At 57.5% G+C, this 16,992-nt stretch carries 15 protein-coding genes; 14 read left to right on the forward strand and 1 reads right to left on the reverse strand.

The genetic code is table 11. The features are described 5' to 3' along the window. The first annotated feature begins 516 nt into the window (after nt 1-516). Together RDK48_RS04195 and RDK48_RS04200 are read left to right on the forward strand one after the other, a co-directional pair. Nucleotides 517-1,422 carry an HDOD domain-containing protein gene (locus RDK48_RS04195; RefSeq protein WP_298993151.1) on the forward strand — a complete coding sequence of 302 codons (906 nt, stop codon included), beginning with the start codon at nt 517-519 and terminating at the stop codon, nt 1,420-1,422. Between the two features lie 70 nt (nt 1,423-1,492). Next, nucleotides 1,493-3,151: a GGDEF domain-containing protein gene (locus RDK48_RS04200; RefSeq protein ID WP_298993148.1), complete on the forward strand. Its 1,659-nt coding sequence runs from the start codon at nt 1,493-1,495 to the stop codon at nt 3,149-3,151. An 87-nt stretch (nt 3,152-3,238) separates the two neighbouring features. Here the strand turns inward: RDK48_RS04200 and RDK48_RS04205 are convergent, their stop codons facing one another. After that, a complete protein-coding gene (locus RDK48_RS04205) occupies nt 3,239-4,390 on the reverse strand; it encodes an HD-GYP domain-containing protein (protein ID WP_298993146.1) in 1,152 nt (383 codons plus the stop codon). A 515-nt stretch (nt 4,391-4,905) separates the two neighbouring features. On the opposite strand from RDK48_RS04205, the gene RDK48_RS04210 reads away from it, so the two are divergent. The 12 genes from RDK48_RS04210 (at nt 4,906) to RDK48_RS04265 (ending at nt 16,781) form a co-directional block, all read left to right on the forward strand. Beyond that, nucleotides 4,906-7,023 (forward strand): molybdopterin-dependent oxidoreductase, encoded by a 2,118-nt coding sequence (locus tag RDK48_RS04210; protein WP_298993141.1) that lies wholly within the window; start codon nt 4,906-4,908, stop codon nt 7,021-7,023. Nucleotides 7,024-7,115: 92 nt separating this feature from the next. Further along, on the forward strand, nt 7,116-7,622 hold the full coding sequence (locus RDK48_RS04215; RefSeq protein WP_209817768.1) for a 4Fe-4S dicluster domain-containing protein: 507 nt from the start codon (nt 7,116-7,118) through the stop codon (nt 7,620-7,622). A 163-nt stretch (nt 7,623-7,785) separates the two neighbouring features. Continuing rightward, nucleotides 7,786-8,160, forward strand: coding sequence for an NADH-quinone oxidoreductase subunit A (locus RDK48_RS04220; RefSeq protein ID WP_209817766.1), 375 nt, complete (start codon nt 7,786-7,788; stop codon nt 8,158-8,160). Further along, nucleotides 8,148-8,690 carry an NADH-quinone oxidoreductase subunit B gene (locus RDK48_RS04225; RefSeq protein WP_298993134.1) on the forward strand — a complete coding sequence of 181 codons (543 nt, stop codon included), beginning with the start codon at nt 8,148-8,150 and terminating at the stop codon, nt 8,688-8,690. The genes RDK48_RS04220 and RDK48_RS04225 overlap by 13 nt, the downstream gene beginning before the upstream one ends. Beyond that, entirely contained in the window at nt 8,672-9,232 is a 561-nt protein-coding gene (locus tag RDK48_RS04230) for an NADH-quinone oxidoreductase subunit C (RefSeq protein WP_298993131.1), read from the forward strand. Before RDK48_RS04225 ends, RDK48_RS04230 begins: the two co-directional genes overlap by 19 nt. Further along, nucleotides 9,225-10,535, forward strand: a complete 1,311-nt coding sequence (gene nuoD, locus RDK48_RS04235) for an NADH dehydrogenase (quinone) subunit D (RefSeq protein WP_209817762.1) — start codon at nt 9,225-9,227, stop codon at nt 10,533-10,535. Before RDK48_RS04230 ends, nuoD begins: the two co-directional genes overlap by 8 nt. Nucleotides 10,536-10,613: 78 nt before the next feature. Continuing rightward, a complete protein-coding gene (gene nuoH / locus RDK48_RS04240) occupies nt 10,614-11,582 on the forward strand; it encodes an NADH-quinone oxidoreductase subunit NuoH (protein ID WP_298993125.1) in 969 nt (322 codons plus the stop codon). Between the two features lie 14 nt (nt 11,583-11,596). Further along, nucleotides 11,597-12,286, forward strand: coding sequence for an NADH-quinone oxidoreductase subunit NuoI (gene nuoI / locus RDK48_RS04245; protein WP_298993122.1), 690 nt, complete (start codon nt 11,597-11,599; stop codon nt 12,284-12,286). 165 nt (nt 12,287-12,451) lie between these two features. Next, on the forward strand, nt 12,452-13,039 hold the full coding sequence (locus RDK48_RS04250) for an NADH-quinone oxidoreductase subunit J (RefSeq protein ID WP_298993119.1): 588 nt from the start codon (nt 12,452-12,454) through the stop codon (nt 13,037-13,039). Then, the gene (gene nuoK / locus RDK48_RS04255) at nt 13,036-13,338 is read left to right on the forward strand and encodes an NADH-quinone oxidoreductase subunit NuoK (RefSeq protein WP_022658373.1); all 303 of its coding nucleotides are present in this window, start codon (nt 13,036-13,038) and stop codon (nt 13,336-13,338) included. Before RDK48_RS04250 ends, nuoK begins: the two co-directional genes overlap by 4 nt. Before the next feature lie 2 nt (nt 13,339-13,340). After that, nucleotides 13,341-15,269 carry an NADH-quinone oxidoreductase subunit L gene (gene nuoL / locus RDK48_RS04260; RefSeq protein WP_308587808.1) on the forward strand — a complete coding sequence of 643 codons (1,929 nt, stop codon included), beginning with the start codon at nt 13,341-13,343 and terminating at the stop codon, nt 15,267-15,269. A gap of 18 nt (nt 15,270-15,287) precedes the next feature. Then, a complete protein-coding gene (locus RDK48_RS04265) occupies nt 15,288-16,781 on the forward strand; it encodes an NADH-quinone oxidoreductase subunit M (protein ID WP_298993111.1) in 1,494 nt (497 codons plus the stop codon). The last annotated feature ends 211 nt before the right edge of the window (nt 16,782-16,992 follow it).

Here is a 16,992-nt window from a genome sequence, read left to right on the forward strand (position 1 = left end):
CTCCAAATGCCTGTTGAGGCAAGGGCCTGTCAGGCAAGCAGAAATATACCGATGCATTTTGCGCGCATCTGTTTTGGTAAGTGCATATTGGAGGCTTGCCTCACTGGTACACGCGCCGTGTTGAAGTGCTCGCTGTATATATTGGTGCGTAATTGTGATTATTTATTTTTACATGGCAGTATACATGTAATCGTTTTATATACGCTGTAGGGTTTTATTTTTATTTTACATCGATCTTGCTATTTTTATTCAGTTCTTTCGTCTGGTCGTTGCGATTTGTGGCATGCAGGGGGTTGATCTCGTGTTGATATCTTCTTGTTGCCAATAAATAAATATCTACTTTCATATCATGCTGTGCCGATTTTACGGCTAATTTGGTATTAGTTATCAAGGATTACACGCTATTGTCTTTGCTTTGGTTTTTCGTATATGACAGGCTTTGGGTTCAGGCATCTGCCTGGGCAAGTTGTGTTACCGTGTGCAGGGGCAGTGCAAACCCTAGCTCAGGATTTTGCCATGCAATCTCAAAAAGAGTCCAGGCTGTTTTTGCAAAAGCTTTTGCAAAATCCGCCCGCGCTGCCGTTTGAACCCAAGCTGCTTCCCCTGCTGTTTGCGGTTACCCAGGAAGGCTCCAATGCCTCGGTGCGCTCGGTCGTTGCACTGATTGAAAAAAGCCCACGGCTCGCAACACGTGTGCTCACAGTGGCAAATTCGGCTGCATACGGGCTTGAGTTCAAGGTTTCTACCCTGCAAAGAGCCATCAGCATCATGGGCCTGCGCGAAGTGCGTCTGCTGGTGCTTATGGTGGGTATGTCGTCGTTTATACGCGAGGCGCAGCTTCCCAAAAGTTTTGATACTGCGGCGTTCTGGAAGCACCTGCTTTCTGTGGCAACCATTGCCCGAACCCTGGCGGATGTGCTCGGCGGAGATAACGGCGTATGTGGGCCTTGCGCCTGTGCTGGCGAGCGCCTGGTTATGGTGCCGGATGAGGCATACATAGCTGGCTTGCTCCATGATGTGGGCAAGATTTTTTTTGCTGCCGCACGGCCAGACCTCTGGGAAAAGACGGCAGAAATGGAACAGGCCGAAGATTGCGGCAGTTCCGAGGCTGAAACCGCTCAGCTCGGCATGGACCACGGGCTTATTGGGGCGGCAGTGATGCACCAGTGGAAGCTGCCTCTGGTGCTTACCGAACCCATAAACCTGCACCATTCGCCCGAACTTGCCACAACGTATAAAATGGAGGCGCGCCTGCTTGCTGCGGCTAACGCCTTGGCGCATTGCAGCCATGATGCGCTCATGCTGAGGAGCAAGGCGGGCGAACACCTGCCCGATGGGTGCGATCTTGATGCCGTGAGCGCGGCTGTGCTTGAAAGTATGGTCAGAATACAGGAAGCCGGTTTTGCTGAGCTTGATGCATAGCCCGTGCGTGGGCCTGATGCCGCATTTGTTTTTTTCAACTTTTCTTGAGGCTCACATTTGAGGCGCGCACATGGATATTGAAACCGGCCTTGATAATCTGCTGCGCGGGCAATTCGACGCTGCGCTGGCCGAATTTGAAGGCTGCGGGCAGCAGCCCACAGCAGAGAAACTGTGCGAGCTCACGCGGGCCTGCGCTGATCTTTCTGCCTATGCGGCGGCACTGGCAGAAGGGGATCTGTCTGTGCGCCCGCCCAAATCCTGCCGGCACTTTTCCACGCACCTTGAAAGCCTGCACGCCAAGCTCAAACGTCTGGCGCGGCAACTGCTCATATTCAGCGCGGGGTACCCCATGCCTGCGGTTGACGATATGGGCGACCTCTCTGACGGGCTGACCTTCCTTATCAATCAGGCGCAGACCTGCAAAAAGCAGGTCGAGCACGACCAGAATCACGATGTTGAAACCGGCCTCATGAACCGCCGGGCCTTTGTTCGCGGCGTGCGCGAAGCCTTGCAGATGCAGCCCGGCAAATTTGGCGTACTGCTTTCGTGCGGTCTGGATAATCTCAAGTACGTAAATGAGGCGCATGGGTACGATGGGGGCGATCTGTACATAAGCAAGGTGGTTGAAGCCTTGCAGATGTGCGAAAATGACGCAGTGCTGCTGGCCCGCACGGCAGGCAGCGAATTTGCAGTTTTTGCCCACGGTTTTGATAATGAAGAAAGCGCCTTGCGTTTTGCGCAGGATAACCGCAAAACCCTGCTGAACACCACCATCGAGCTGCCCAATGAAGTTGTGCGCATACGCGCCTCGCTTGGGGTGGCCGTGTATCCCAGCGATGCCATGACTGGTGATGTGCTCATGAATTATGCCAGCCACGCCATGTTTGAAGTGCAGAATTTCAATCGAGGCACGCTCATGCGGTTCAATCCCGAAGTTTACCGGGCCAAGGCCAATATCTTGAGCCGGCAGGAACGTCTGGACGAATTGCTTGAAGGCCAGCTGATCCGCTTTGCCTTTCAGCCCATTGTGAGCCTGAAAGAGGGCTCAATTTACGGTTATGAGGCGCTCATGCGCTCCACAACCCCGCATTTTGCCTCGCCGCTTGATGTGCTGCAACTGGCAGAGGCGCAGTCAAAACTGCCCCAGCTGGAGTATATGACCTTCAGGATGATTTTTGACTGGATGGGCAAAAATCTCCCTTCGCTCGGCGCCAGAAAGATATTTTTCAACGCCATTTCCGCGCAGTATCTGGATGCTCGGGAGCTGCGCAATCTGCACCCGCGCTATGAAGACATAAGCCGCAACATGGTGTTTGAAATCATAGAAACCGCCAGCAGCGAGGAGGGCCTTGCCCAAAAGGTGCGCGAACTGCGCTCGGAGCTGGCGGCCTTTATCGCCATTGACGATTTTGGCTGCGCCCACTCAAATGCGCTGCGGCTTTTGAATATTTCGCCCGAGATTCTCAAAATCGACAGTTTTTTTATCCGCGCCATCCACAAGGCACCCGCATCCAAGAGGGAATTTCTTTCCAATATCCTTGTATATTGCCGTTCAAAGGGCATTCTCACCGTGGCGGAGGGTGTGGAAACCCACGAGGAACTTGCCAGCGTTGTTGCTCTGGGTTTTGATCTAGCGCAGGGCTTTTATCTGGCAAGGCCGGAATTCGCCCTCCAAGAACTTGCGCCAAGCCAGATTGAAGAAATCACCGCGCTCAAGCGCACAGTTTGATTCTGTTATTCTCCTCCATCTCCATTTTCCCTGTTTCCTGCCTGCTCCGCCTGCAAGCTGACTACCCCCCGTCCATTCCCATTCCTTTCATTCCGTTATGCCCAAAAGGCGCGGGATATCCCAGTCTTCCGTCTCTTTGAATGAAAGCGCGCGGCTCACGAAAATCTTGCTTGCCGCCGACAGGTCAAGCCTGTCTTCCATGTAGGCTACCCCTCTGGATTTTCTGACAATGATCACAGTTGGTCGGGTTGGAAAATCGGGGTTGCTGCTGCTTATGAGACCCATGCGCCCGTCTGAAAGCTTGACCGCCGTTCCTAGCGGGAAGACCCCCACCATCCTTATGAAAGAATCCGCAAAGCCGCGCGGCCATGCCGTTCCGTTCATTTTGTACATGATTGCCAGCGCATGACTGGGGCAAAGGGCCTCTTTATATACGCGCCTGGATGAAAGCGCGTCATACACATCGCAGATAGAGATGATACGTCCAAAAAGGCCGATGGCAGAGCCTTTGAGTCCGTAAGGATACCCCAGGCCATCGTACATTTCGTGGTGCTGGGCTGCGCCCTCAAGAATTTCTGGTGCGATATTGGGTATCTTGCGCAAAGCGTCATAGCCGAGCAGCACGTGCGAACGCATAACGGCAAATTCTGGCGGGGAAAGCGTGCGCGGCGCATTGAGGATTTCTCTCGGCACGAGTGCCTTGCCGTAATCATGAAACAGCCCGGCCATACCGGCAAGTTGCTGCTGCTGATCCGTGAGGCCCAGATGCCGGGCGAAGGCAACGGCGAAAATGGCCACGTTGACGCTGTGTCTGTAGGTGTATTCGTCACGCCCTTTCAGGTTGGCGAGTGTCAGCATGGCGTTGGCATTACGCTTGAGGGCAAGGATGATGGATTTAACGCAGGGCTCCGCCCCTGCAATGTCGGCGCTGCCGCACACGCCGGAAGTCATGGTGGCTTTTACATGAGCGTAAGCGGCAGCGTGCGCTCTTTGCGCCTGCGCAAGATGGCGTGAAAACACGCGCGGTAGCCCGCAGCTTGGTTCGTAGGCGGGAACGGCGCTCTCCGGATCGTGAATTACTTCGGTAAAGCCCTGCTGGATGATCCCGTCAATTTCTGCCTGATCGGCCACAAGACCCTCGCGCATGTAGAGCAGCGGGGCATTGATCCAGGAAATGCCCGGATTGAGCACGTACATTCCCGGCTTCAGGTTTGCTATAGGTATCCGTTCCGCAGGCATGCTGGTGGATCCTTTGGCAGGCATTTGCGTTGATTTTCACTACAATAATATAACACTTCAAAATTTTAGGAGTAAAGGGATAAAACGCGCCGTTTTTGCAACTGACTGATTGGATTGTTCAAAATTTCTTTTCGCGCCAATTCTCAGTTTGATTGGTAGCACCGCACCAATGTGAAATTAATATTTTATCACTCTTGTATAAAAAATGTGATTTCCAATAGATTGAAATTATAAATAAAAAAAATTGAGTATGCACTCAAGTTATAAAAACTACAATTAAATTAGGGTTTAAAGAAAGTGTGTGAAAACAGGAACCTGGCTGGAAATTAAAAAAAAACTGTGCTAGCGACAATGCTTCCTAATTAAATTATCAGACAAGATTAGTACAGTTGCGGTGGCTTGGAAATGTTTGCAACGGCACAACTGAAGAATTTTTCACTTCAGGCTGATTGCTGGATTGGCGCGATGTGCCGCAGACAGATGGCAATATCCCTTACTCGCACGAGAGAAGCACTATGGGCAGTATGCAGTTGGTTCAGAGTGTATGCGGAATGTGCACCGCAAGGTGTCCAATTTCTGTAGAAATAAAAGATGGTGCCGTGGGTATGATTTACGGCAATCCGCACAGTCCCCTCAAGGGTGCCTTGTGCGCGCGCGGCGTGGCTGGCAAGGCCCTTGAGCGCGAGTCGGAGTGCCCGCAGAGCCCGCTTATTCGCGTGGGTGAGCGGGGCGAGGGCAAGTGGAAAAAGGTTTCGTGGGAAGAAGCCTTTGACTATGTTGCGCAAAAAATTGCCGCAGTGCAGCAGCAATACGGCAGGGAAGCCGTGCTGTGGTCTGACCGCGACGGCCCCTTTACCGACCTGTACCGCGCCTTCATGCGCGGCATAGGTTCGCCCAACGTCTGTACGCACAGCACCTCGTGCGACCTCAATACCCACCACGCCTGCAAGGCCGTCATGGGCCTCGGGCGCGGCATGGCCGTCAACGATTTTGCCAACTGCAAGCACATCGTGCTGCAAACGCGCAACATTTTTGAAGCTATCAACCTTGGCGAGGCCAGAACCGTCATGCAGGCCCTGCGCAAAGGCTGCAAGCTGACGGTCATTGACATCCGCCACAACGTTTCGGCCTCCAAGGCCAATGATTTTCTGCTTGTCCGTCCCGGTACGGACTATGCCTTCAATCTGGGCATCATCAACACGCTTATTACTCACAAGCTGTACAACAAGGATTATGTGGACGCCCACACCACGGGTTTTGCCGAACTGGCCGAATTTGTGGCTCCTTATACGGCGGAATGGGCGGCAGAGCAGTGTCAGGTCGATGCGCAGGCCATTGTGCGCCTTGCGCAATCGCTTGCCGCCGCCGCCCCCCATGTGATCTGGCATCCCGGCTGGATGACCTCGCGGTATGGGGATTCTTTTCAGGTTGCACGCACGGCCCTGGTCATTACGGCCCTGCTGGGCGGCGTGGGCGTCAAGGGCGGCATAGTGCCGGGCCGTACCCCAAAGGAATGCGGCAAGGCCGGGCTCAAAAAGTTTACGGATCTTTTTCCCGCGCCCAAGGGCTTGCGCGCCGACGGCCTTGGCGTTGACAACAAGGCTTTCGACCCCGGCAAGGGGCTGCTGCACAAGGCTTTTGAAGCCATCAGCAATCCTCCGCAGGGGGCAGCTCCGGTCAAGGCTTACATGTGCTGGCGGCACGACCCCTTGCAGGGCTATCCCGATCCCGATGCGCTGCGCAAACACTTTGACGGCCTTGACCTGCTTGTGAGCGTCACGTTCTCCTGGTCAGACACCGCCTGGTATTCAGACGTGGTGCTGCCGCTCTCCACCTACCTTTCGCGCGAAAGCATCATTGCCACCAAGAACGGCCTCAAGCCGCAGTTCTTTGTGCGCAACCGCGTTATCCCGCCGCGCTACGACACCAAGGCCGACTGGGAAATCATTGGCGGTCTGGCAAAGCGCCTCGGGCTTGATCCGCTGGTTTTTGAAAGCGCGGAGGACGTGTGGCGTTTTCAGCTTGAAGGAACAGGCCTCACCAGCGCGGACTTTACCGAAAAAGGCTTTGTCTCGCTCACCAGTGATCCTCTGTACGTGGATCTGGCAAATTATTCCTTCCCCACTGCCTCGGGCAAGGTTGAGCTGACCAGCGAGGGCTACGGCAAGGGCTGCGGCGAAAACATGCTCCCCCCCTACACGCCGCCCGTTGCACCGCCCGAGGGGGCCTACCGCATTACCTTTGGACGCGTGGCCGTGCATACCCAGGGCCATACCATCAATAATCCTCTGCTGCTTGAGCAGGTTCCTGAAAATACCGTGTGGATCAACAGCAAAAAGGCCAAGGCCGCTGGCATCAACCCCGGCGACAGGGTGCGCGTGCGTGATGCTGCGGGCAATGCCATGGGCGAGGCCGGGGTCAAGATCACCTCTGCCATCCATCCCGAGGCCATCTTTGTGGTGCATGGCTTTGGCCACGATCTGCCTTGCGAAAGCCGGGCTTTCCACAAGGGAATCTCTGACAGCAAGTGCCTGCGCGGTGGTCTGGACATGCAGGACATGGGCGGTGGCGGTCTTGCCATGCAGGAGCATTTTGTCACGCTGGAGAAAGTGGCCGCTTCCGGCGCTGCCTAGACGGACTCTGCTCCGGATATTGTCAAAGGCATGGCCTGATACTGCAAGGAAATTTACGGGAACAACCCACCGAGCCGCGTGGGAGGATGGTTATGAGCAAATATATTGTCATGCACAATTCGGCGGATTGCATAGGCTGCAAGGCTTGCGAGGTTCAGTGCCGCAGCCTGCACAACGGCGGGCCGGGGGCTTTTTTCTGCCGCGTTCTTTCCGTGGAGCAGACCGAACCCAAGCCCGCGCTGGGTTTTGTGTACACCTCGTGCTTTCACTGTGAAAATCCCTGGTGCGTCAAGGCCTGCCCCACAGGGGCCATGCGCCGCAGGGATGATGGCATTGTCTATGTGGAAACCTCGGCCTGCGTGGGCTGCAAGGCCTGCATCACCGCCTGCCCCTGGGCCGCGCCCCAGTGGAACGCCCAGACCGGCAAGGTGGATAAGTGCGACCTGTGCCGCGACCGCATTGATCAGGGCCTCAAGCCTGCCTGCGTAACCACCTGCGCCATGAGCTGCCTGCAATTCTCCACGCCGGATGCGGCCAGTCAGGAAAAGCGGCAGGAATTTGCCGAGCAGTTGCAGCGCAACAGGCCTGTTGTCCGCTAGAACGTGATTTGTTTTCTGCCGGGCCTTACAGTGCTTGCGGCAGAATGTTCAGGTTGATTGGCGGCTGCTCTGGCAGGAGACGCCGGTGACGGAACAGGGCCGTGCGATTGTTCGGCCCTGCTCGCCCGGAATATGACGAAGACATTCAACAAGGTGGCTTTTTATGGTGCCTACGGTTGCCGGAGAAGAGTATCTTGCCATTCTGCTGCTGCTTGTTATTGCGCTGCTTTTTGGCGTGCTTACGTTGTTTTTCGGGCGGTTTTTCCGCATGCGTCGGCCCTACCGCGAAAAACTCATGCCCTATGAGTGCGGCAACGAGCCAACCGCCGAGCCACGCACGCGTTTTTCCATCAAATTTTATTACGTTGCCATTCTTTTTGTCATCATCGATGTGGAAGCCATCTTCCTCTACACCTGGGCAGTGGAGTTTGTGCGTCTGGGCAGCCTTGGGCTGGCGGAAATGCTGACCTTCATGACCCTGCTGGTGCTGGCCTATGCCTATGCCTGGAAAAAGGGGGCCTTTGAATGGGTGAAGTAGAAACTCGCACCGCCGCGCATGGCAACCAGCCGCTTGTGGTGCACAAGGACGGCCTGCGGTTTTTCCCCGGCGCCAACGCCGTGCTCGGGCCACTCAACTCCCTGGTCAACTGGGGCCGTTGCGGCTCCATCTGGCCGGTGACCTTTGGCCTTGCCTGCTGCGCCATCGAAATGATGGCCACAGGCGCGTCAACGCACGATCTTGACCGCTTTGGCATCATCTTTCGCGCCAGCCCCCGACAGGCAGACTGCATGGTGGTGGCCGGAACCCTGAGCAAAAAAATGGCCCCGGTGCTGCGCAGGGTTTATGACCAGATGCCCGAGCCGCGCTATGTGCTCGCCATGGGCAGTTGCGCATGCAGCGGCGGGCTTTTTCAGTCGTATGCCGTAACTCAGGGCGTGGATCAGATTATTCCGGTAGACGTCTATGTGCCGGGCTGCCCCCCGCGTCCGGAAGCGCTTTTTGACGGCTTTATCAAGTTGCAGGAGAAAATTAACAAGGAGCAATTTCGATGGAGTCCCTGGAGATAGCGCGTCTGCTGCGTGAGGCTTTTCCGCAGGAAGTGCTCGACATACAGGAGTTTCGTGGGCAGACGGCAGTGCTGCTGCACCACGGGCGCATCCTTGATGTGCTGGTCTACGCCAGGGAGCATTTTGACATGATGCACCTGCGCTCGCTCTGCGGGGTGGACAACAGCCGCCGCAAGCAGGAGGGCCTTGGCGCGTTTGAGGTCGTCTATAACCTGTATTCCGTGAATCAGCGCATTGCCCTGCGTCTGCGCGCCCAACTGGACGATCCCGATGCGGGCATTGATTCCGCCGTGCCCTTGTGGCCTGTGGCCAACTGGCTTGAGCGCGAAGTCTTTGACCTCATGGGCATACACTTCAAGGGGCACCCTGACCTTCGCCGCATCCTGTTGCCGGGTGACTGGCAGGGTCACCCCCTGCGCAAGGCCTATCCTGTGCGCATCCCCTCGCGCGGTGTACCTGAATGGTCTGGCCTGACCGAATTGCGCGAACACGCCAGGGCGGCGGACGCTCTGAGCTGGCAGGGGGGAGAAAAGCATGAGTGAAATCCGCAAGCAGAGCCTTGAATGCCCTGTGCGTCACGGTCAGCCTGTGGGGCGTCAGAACGTGCAGGAACTGCTGGGCAGGGAACTGCCAGAAAACGCTGACGACTTTGACTGCTTTGACGAAAGCGACGAGGACCGCACCAGCCTGCGCCTCGGGCCGCAACATCCCGCCACGCACGGCGTGCTGCGCCTCGACCTTGAGCTTGAGGGCGAAACCATTTTGAGCTGCGACCCGCAGGTGGGTTATCTGCACCGTGGCTTTGAAAAAATGGCCGAAACCTTCACCTACGCGCAGGCCCTCACCCTCACTGACCGGCTGGACTACATCGCCGCCATGTCCAACAACACGGGCTACTGCCTTGCGGTGGAAAAGCTGCTGGGCGTGCAGGCTCCGCTACGGGCGCGTTACATCCGCACCATTGCCTGCGAGATGTCGCGCCTGTGTTCGCATCTGCTCTGGCTTGCCACCCACGCGCTGGATATCGGGGCCATGACCGTCTTTCTGTACTGCTTCCGCGAACGCGAAATGCTGCTGGATCTTTTTGAAGACCTCTGCGGCGCGCGCCTCACCCTGACGTATCCGCGCATCGGCGGCGTGCGGCAGGACGTGACAGGGCGCTTCATGGAAGGTTTGCAGGATTTTCTCAATATCTTCCCCAAGCGCATACTTGAGTACGAAACCCTGCTCGATACCAACCGTATCTGGTTGCAGCGCACGGTGGGCGTTGGCGTGCTGAGCGGCGAGGAAGCTCTTGCTCTCGGCCTCACCGGGGCTTGCCTGCGCGGTTCGGGCGTGGATTACGATGTGCGCAAGCACGAACCCTACGATGCCTATGATCTGGTGGATTTTGAAGTGCCGCTGGGCAGCGATGGCGATATTTACGCCCGCTACCGCTGCCGCATGGAAGAAATGCGCCAGTCTGTGCGCATTCTGCAACAGTGCGTGGATCAGCTCCCTCCCGGCGCGACCCTTGCGGCAGATGCCCCCGATCTGCTCATGCCCTACAGGGCGTGGCGCAGCGAGGCTGAAACAGCGCTTTTTGGCGGCAGTCTGCGGCAGGTCATGCACGACAACAATATCTACATGCCCGGCGATGTGTACGTGGCCACCGAGGCTCCCAAGGGCGAGCTTGGCTTCTACTTTGTGAGCGACGGCAGCAGCAGGCCTTACCGCATGCACGTGCGCGGGCCGTCGTTTATCCATATCGGCGCGCTGGCAAGCATCGCCCCGGGCGGGCTTATTGCCGACCTTATTGCCAATATCGGCAGCATGGACGTGGTGCTGGGAGAATCTGACCGGTAAACCAAGGGGCAGACTGCAAGGCCGATGGCTGCGCAGGGCAACCGGGTTTACGGCTACAACCAATCTGGCAGGGAAACCATGAATGTTCTGGTAATTGTACTGCAACTTCTTGTGCTTCTGGTGGTCGTGCTGCTGCATGTGGCCTATGCCACATACTTTGAGCGCAAGGTCATCGGCCATATGCAGATGCGGATGGGCCCCACCCGCGTGGGCTGGCTTGGGCTGCTGCAACCCATTGCGGATGGCATCAAGAGCTTTTTCAAGGAAGACATCATCCCCTCTGCGGCGGACAAGCCCATCTTCATGCTTGCTCCCATCATCTGTCTGGTGCCCGCCTTTGCCTCGCTGGCGATCCTGCCGTGGGCCGAGGGCTGGGCCTTGTCCAACATCAATATCGGCCTGCTTTTTGTGTTCGCCATGAGTTCCCTTGGCGGCTACGGGGTTGTGCTGGCGGGCTGGGCCTCAAACTCCAAGTTCAGCTTTCTTGGCGGGTTGCGGGCCTCGGCGCAGGTAATCAGTTATGAAATCGCCATGGGCCTCAGCCTTGTGGGCGTGATGCTGCTCTCCGGTTCGCTCAATCTGGGCGACATTGTGGCAGCGCAGGGTGATTCGTTTTTTGGCATGTTCGCCTTCCGTCAGTGCATCGGCTTTTTCATCTTTTGCGTTGCCATGCTGGCGGAAACCAACCGCGTGCCCTTTGACCTGCCCGAGGCGGAAAGTGAGCTTGTTTCCGGCTATTGCACGGAATACAGCGGCATGCGCTACGCCCTGTTTTTCATGGCCGAATACACGTCCATGTTTGTGATGGCCACGGTGGGTGTGGTCTGCTTTCTGGGCGGCTGGCGCGGCCCGGTGGAAGTGGACTTTTTCCCGCCGTTCTGGCTGGTGCTCAAGGTGTATGGCGTCATGTTTTTCTTTTTCTGGGTGCGGGCCACGCTGCCGCGTTACCGCTACGACCAGCTCATGGCCCTTGGCTGGAAGGTGCTTATCCCCCTGGCGCTCTTCAATATTGTGATTACGGCTCTGGGCAAGGCCCTAGCCTCTTGATGAGGAGAGCAGACATGCAGATTCAGTACAAAGCGCCCCGCAACTGGCTGCAAACCCTGTTGCAGACAGAAATAGCCCAGGGCATGGCCCTGACTTTGCGGCGCATGTTCAACCGCCCCATAACGCGGCAGTACCCGGAAGAAAAACCTGTGGTCGCCGCTGGTTTCCGCGGGCGGCACGCCCTGGTGCGCGATGCCGCAACCGGCGAGAGCCGTTGTGTTGCCTGTATGCGCTGCGCGCGGGTGTGCCCCTCGCACTGCATACGCATTCGCTGGAGCCGCGCCGCAGATAACAGCCGCGTGGTGGATGCCTATAATATCGATGCCCTGCGCTGCATTTTTTGCGGCTACTGCGCAGAGGTATGCCCGGTGAACGCCATTGTGCTGACAGAAGTCTATGCCTACGCAGCCAACGGGCGTTCGGCCTTCAAGTTTGACAAGCAGGCCCTGCTGGACAACTGGGACGACTTTGCAGCGCAGAAGGGCGACATGCAAGGCTATGTGAACCCCCTGTGCCGCCCCCGCAACATGCCCGAAGGCGCGCTTGCCCATGCCAAGCGGGTGGCGGTGGATGCGGAATGGAGCGGAGCGGAGCAGTGGGTGGGCAAGAATCACCGAGCTGCGTGCACTCGAACGCAAGGCGCAGAGCCGGCCTCGAGCGCGTCCGGCCACGGTCAGACAAATCAGGACGGTGCTGCGCAATGATCTGCCAAAAATCTGTGCTGATCTGCGGCAATGCCCGTCCGTTGCAGGCCTCCCTGTCCGTAGCGGAAAAGGCATGCTCGGCAGAACGGACGGTGAGCGTGGATGACAGGCCTCCTTGCGGAGGCATCCCGGAACAGAGCGCAAGTCCACTGCGGAGGTGGAACGGTGTTTGGTGAAATATTTTTTCTATACTGCGCCTTTGTCATAACCGTGTGCGGCGTGCTGGCTATCAGCCTGCGCAATCCCATTCACTGCGTGTTGCTGGTGCTGCTGCTGTTCTTCCACATGGCGGCGGTCTACCTGACCTTGCAGGCCGAATTTCTGGCAGCCATACAGATCATCGTCTATGCCGGGGCCATCTTGGTCATGTACCTTTTTGTGCTCTTTCTGGTGAACCTGCAACGCGAGTTGCGGCTGCCTGCCCTGACCCCCAAGCCCATTGTGGGCTATGCGCTGGCTGCTGCCCTGTGCGGCGGCATTCTCTGGGGCGTGGCTGGCTTTGTACCGGGGGGCAAGGGCCAATGGCCCCTTGAAGCCCTGCGCGAGGTCACGCACACCAAGGCCTTGAGCCGCGAGCTGTTCACCAACCATTTTCTTTCGCTGGAAATTGCGGGCGTGCTGCTGCTGGTGGCTCTGGTGGCTGCCCTGACCCTTGCGCGCAGGCAGCCCGTGTGCACACCCGCCCCGGCGCAGGCCCAAGACAATGCCTGCCCTTGCGCGAGCGGCAACAAAGACCAAGGAGGCGCGGCGTGATTCCCCTTTCCTGGTACATGGCGCTGGCAGCAGTGCTTTTCTGCATAGGTGTGGCCGGGTTTCTGACGCGCCGCAACATCATTGTGATGCTGCTCTCGCTTGAATTGATGCTCAACGGCGTCAACCTCAATCTGGTGGCCATGAGCTATTTCATGGACGCTCTGCGCGGGCAGGCTTTTACCATTTTCATCATCACCGTTGCCGCCTGCGAGGCCGCAGTGGGGCTTGGCATTGTCATCTGTCTGTTCCGCAGCCACAAAAGTGTGCGTAACGAAGATATAACCACGATGCGGGGGTAAACATGCCAATATACTTGCTGCTTATTCCTCTGTGCCCGTTGCTGGCCTTTGTGCTCACCCTGATCTGCGGCCGCCAATGGGGCGAGCGCGCCCACTGGCTGCCCATTGCGGCCATTGGCATCTCCCTTGTCTGCTCCTTGCTTGCCCTGCGGGATGTGCTGGCGGGCAATATCGTCAATGCCGATGTGCATACATGGATAGCCTCCGGCAACCTGCGCGTGACCTTTGGCTTTCTGGTGGACCAGCTCACGGCGGTCATGCTGGTCGTGGTTACCAGTGTCAGTAGCCTGGTGCACATTTATTCCGTGGGCTACATGCGGGGCGAAAAGGGCTATTACCGCTTTTTCGCCTATCTTGGCCTGTTTTCCTTTTCCATGCTCATGCTGGTCATGGGCAACAACTTTTTGCAGCTCTTTTTTGGCTGGGAGGCTGTGGGGCTTTCGTCCTATCTGCTCATCGGCTTTTATTATGAAAAGGATTCCGCCTCGGATGCGGGCAAGAAAGCCTTTATCGTCAACAGGTTCGGCGACTTTGGCTTCCTGCTCGGGCTGTTCTGCATTTTTACCATTTTTGGCAGCCTGCACTATGCGGATGTGTTGCCCCAGGCTGGAATGCTTGAGGGCATGACCTTTACCCTGTGCGGCTATACGGTCAGCGCGCCCACGCTTGTCTGCCTGCTGCTGTTCTGCGGCGCGGTGGGCAAGTCGGCCCAGCTTCCTTTGCATGTGTGGCTGCCCGATGCCATGGAAGGCCCCACCCCGGTGAGCGCGCTTATCCACGCGGCCACCATGGTGACGGCGGGCGTGTTTATGCTGGCGCGCTGCAATGCCCTGTTTGCGTTGTCGCCCACGGCGCTGGCCGTCATTACGGTAGTAGGCGCGGTCACAACGCTCTTTGCCGCCACCATTGCGCTCACGCAGACCGACATCAAGAGGGTGGTGGCCTATTCGACCATCAGCCAGCTGGCCTACATGTTCATTGCCTGCGGCGTGGGAGCCTACGGCGCTGGCGTGTTCCACCGGGGTGCCCATGCCTTTTTCAAGGCCTTGCTCTTCCTTGGCTGCGGCTCGGTGATTCTGGGCATGCACCACGAGCAGGACATGCGCTCCATGGGCGGGCTTGGCAGGTATATGCCCATTACCAGCGCCACCTTTTTGCTGGCCTCGCTTTCCATTGCCGGTGTGCCGGGGCTGGCTGGCTTTTTCAGCAAGGACGAAATCCTGCTCATGGCCTTCAACGCGGGCACGTTCACGGGCTATCTGGCCTGGGCCGTGGGCGTGCTGGTGGCCTTTATGACGGCTTTTTACTCCTTCCGTCTGTATTTCAGCGTGTTTACGGGCCAGTTTCGGGGGACGGAGCACCAGCGCGAGCATCTGCACGAATCGCCGCGCGTGGTCACTGTTCCTTTGCTGGTGCTGGCCGTGGGGGCTGTGGCCTCGGGCTGGCTGGGCATTCCGCATGTTCTGGGCGGCTCCAACCACTGGGCGGAGTTTTTCGCTCCGGTGACGGGGCACCCGCACGTGCATGTATCCGGCGCGGTGGAGCTTGGGCTGATGGCTGTTTCCGTAGCTGCTGGCTTTGCGGGCATCGGCCTGGCCTGGCTCATGTATTGCCGCAGCCCGGAACTTCCGGGCAAGGTGGCGGGGGCTTTCAGCGGCCTGTACCGACTGTTTTCGCGCAAGTACTGGGTGGACGAAATCTATGTGGCCTGTCTTGTGCGGCCAACGCTGTGGCTGGCGGATAACCTGTTGCTGGGCGTGGTGGACACGCGCGGTATTGAAGGCGTGGTCAACGGTGTGCCGCGCGCTATCGGCAGACTGTCCACAAGCCTGCGCAGGCTTCAGGACGGGCAGGTGGCGCATTATCTTACATGGCTGGCCGGGGGCGCGGCAGCGCTCCTGCTGGTATTGCAACTGGGCTTTTTTTCCTAACAACGGCGGGGAGATCGCATGTCTGTACCTGTTCTTTCCTTGCTCATCTTTGTGCCTCTGGCGGGTGGGCTTTCCCTGCTGGCTGTTGCGCGCCGCAACGAAGAAACCATCAAGCTGGGCGCGCTTGCCGTATGCCTGCTTGAGCTGTGCCTGAGCTTTGTGGCCCTGGGCCGCTTTGATAAAAGCCTGTGGCAGATGCAACTGGTGGAAAACTGCGCGTGGATTGAGAGCCTGAACATCAATTACGCTCTGGGCGTGGACGGCATAAGCGTGCTGTTTCTGCCCCTGACGGCCCTCATAACCCTGATGGGCGTGGCGGTGTCGTACAAAAGCATCAAGGTCAAGGCCAAGGAGTTTTTCATCAGCCTGCTGCTGCTTGAAAGCGCCATGGTGGGCGTGTTTTGCGCCACTGACCTCATGTTGTTTTACATTTTCTGGGAAGCCATGCTCATTCCCATGTTCCTGCTCATTGGCGTGTGGGGCGGGCCGCGCCGCATTTACGCCACGGTGAAGTTCTTTCTCTACACCCTGCTGGGCAGTTTGCTGATGCTGCTGGGCATCATCCTGCTGTACCTCAAGGGCGGGCATACCTTCGACATCATGGCGCTGGCGCGCAACAACTTTGACCCCCGGCTGCAACTGCTGCTGTTCTGGGCCTTTTTTGCCGCTTTTGCGGTCAAGGTGCCCATGTGGCCCGTGCACACGTGGCTGCCAGACGCGCATACCGAAGCGCCCACGGCGGCCTCGGTCATTCTGGCTGGCGTGCTGATCAAAATGGGGGCATACGGCTTTTTGCGCTTCTCGCTGCCGCTGTTTCCCTATGCCGCATGGGTGCTGCTCAAGCCCATGCTGGTGCTTTCCGTCATCGCCATCGTGTACGGAGCGCTGGTCTGCCTTGCGCAGACGGACGTCAAGCGGCTCATCGCCTACAGTTCCGTCAGCCATATGGGCTTTGTGACTCTGGGGCTTTTTGCGCTGACCCAAAAGGGCGTGGAGGGTTCCATTTTGCAGATGATCAACCACGGCATAGTGACGGGCGCGCTCTTTCTGGGCGTGGGCATGCTCTATGACCGCACCCACACGCGTGAGATCAAGGTATACGGGGGGCTGGCCTCGGTCATGCCCTTATTGGCGGCCTTTTTCATGGTCTTTACCCTTGCGGCTGTCGGCTTGCCCGGCACCAACGGTTTTGTGGGCGAATTCCTGATTCTGCTCGGCGGCTTTGAACGCGCGCCCTGGGCCGCGGTGGTGGCGTCTTCGGGCCTGATATTGGGCGCGTGGTATATGCTCTGGCTGTATCAGCGCGTGTTTTTCCGCCAGGTGTCTGAAACCGTGCGCGGCCTGGTCGGGGAAAAACTTGACGGGCGCGAGATAGCCATTTTGCTGACCATGAGCCTGCTTATTGTGGGCATCGGCATCTTCCCCAACGTGCTGCTGGAATACATGCACGCTACGGTGGAACATCTGGTGGCAGATACCCAGCAGGCCTTTGCGGTTTTTGCCGCAAACTAGAGCATTTCAACTTTGAAAAGGTTAAATGCTCTACCGCTGCACGAGAGTGCAGCGCGCCACAACGTGGCGTGGATTCTGCCGAAAATCGCATTTTTCGGTAGAATGACACCTTTGAAATGTGAAGCATTTCAAAGGTAATCTGGTCTAGACGACATCGCGGGCAGGGCGGCACGACGCTGTTCCGGCCCGCGCACAGGCAATAAATGTTTGC

It is taken from the genome of uncultured Desulfovibrio sp. (assembly GCF_902477725.1).
Classification (GTDB): domain Bacteria; phylum Desulfobacterota; class Desulfovibrionia; order Desulfovibrionales; family Desulfovibrionaceae; genus Desulfovibrio.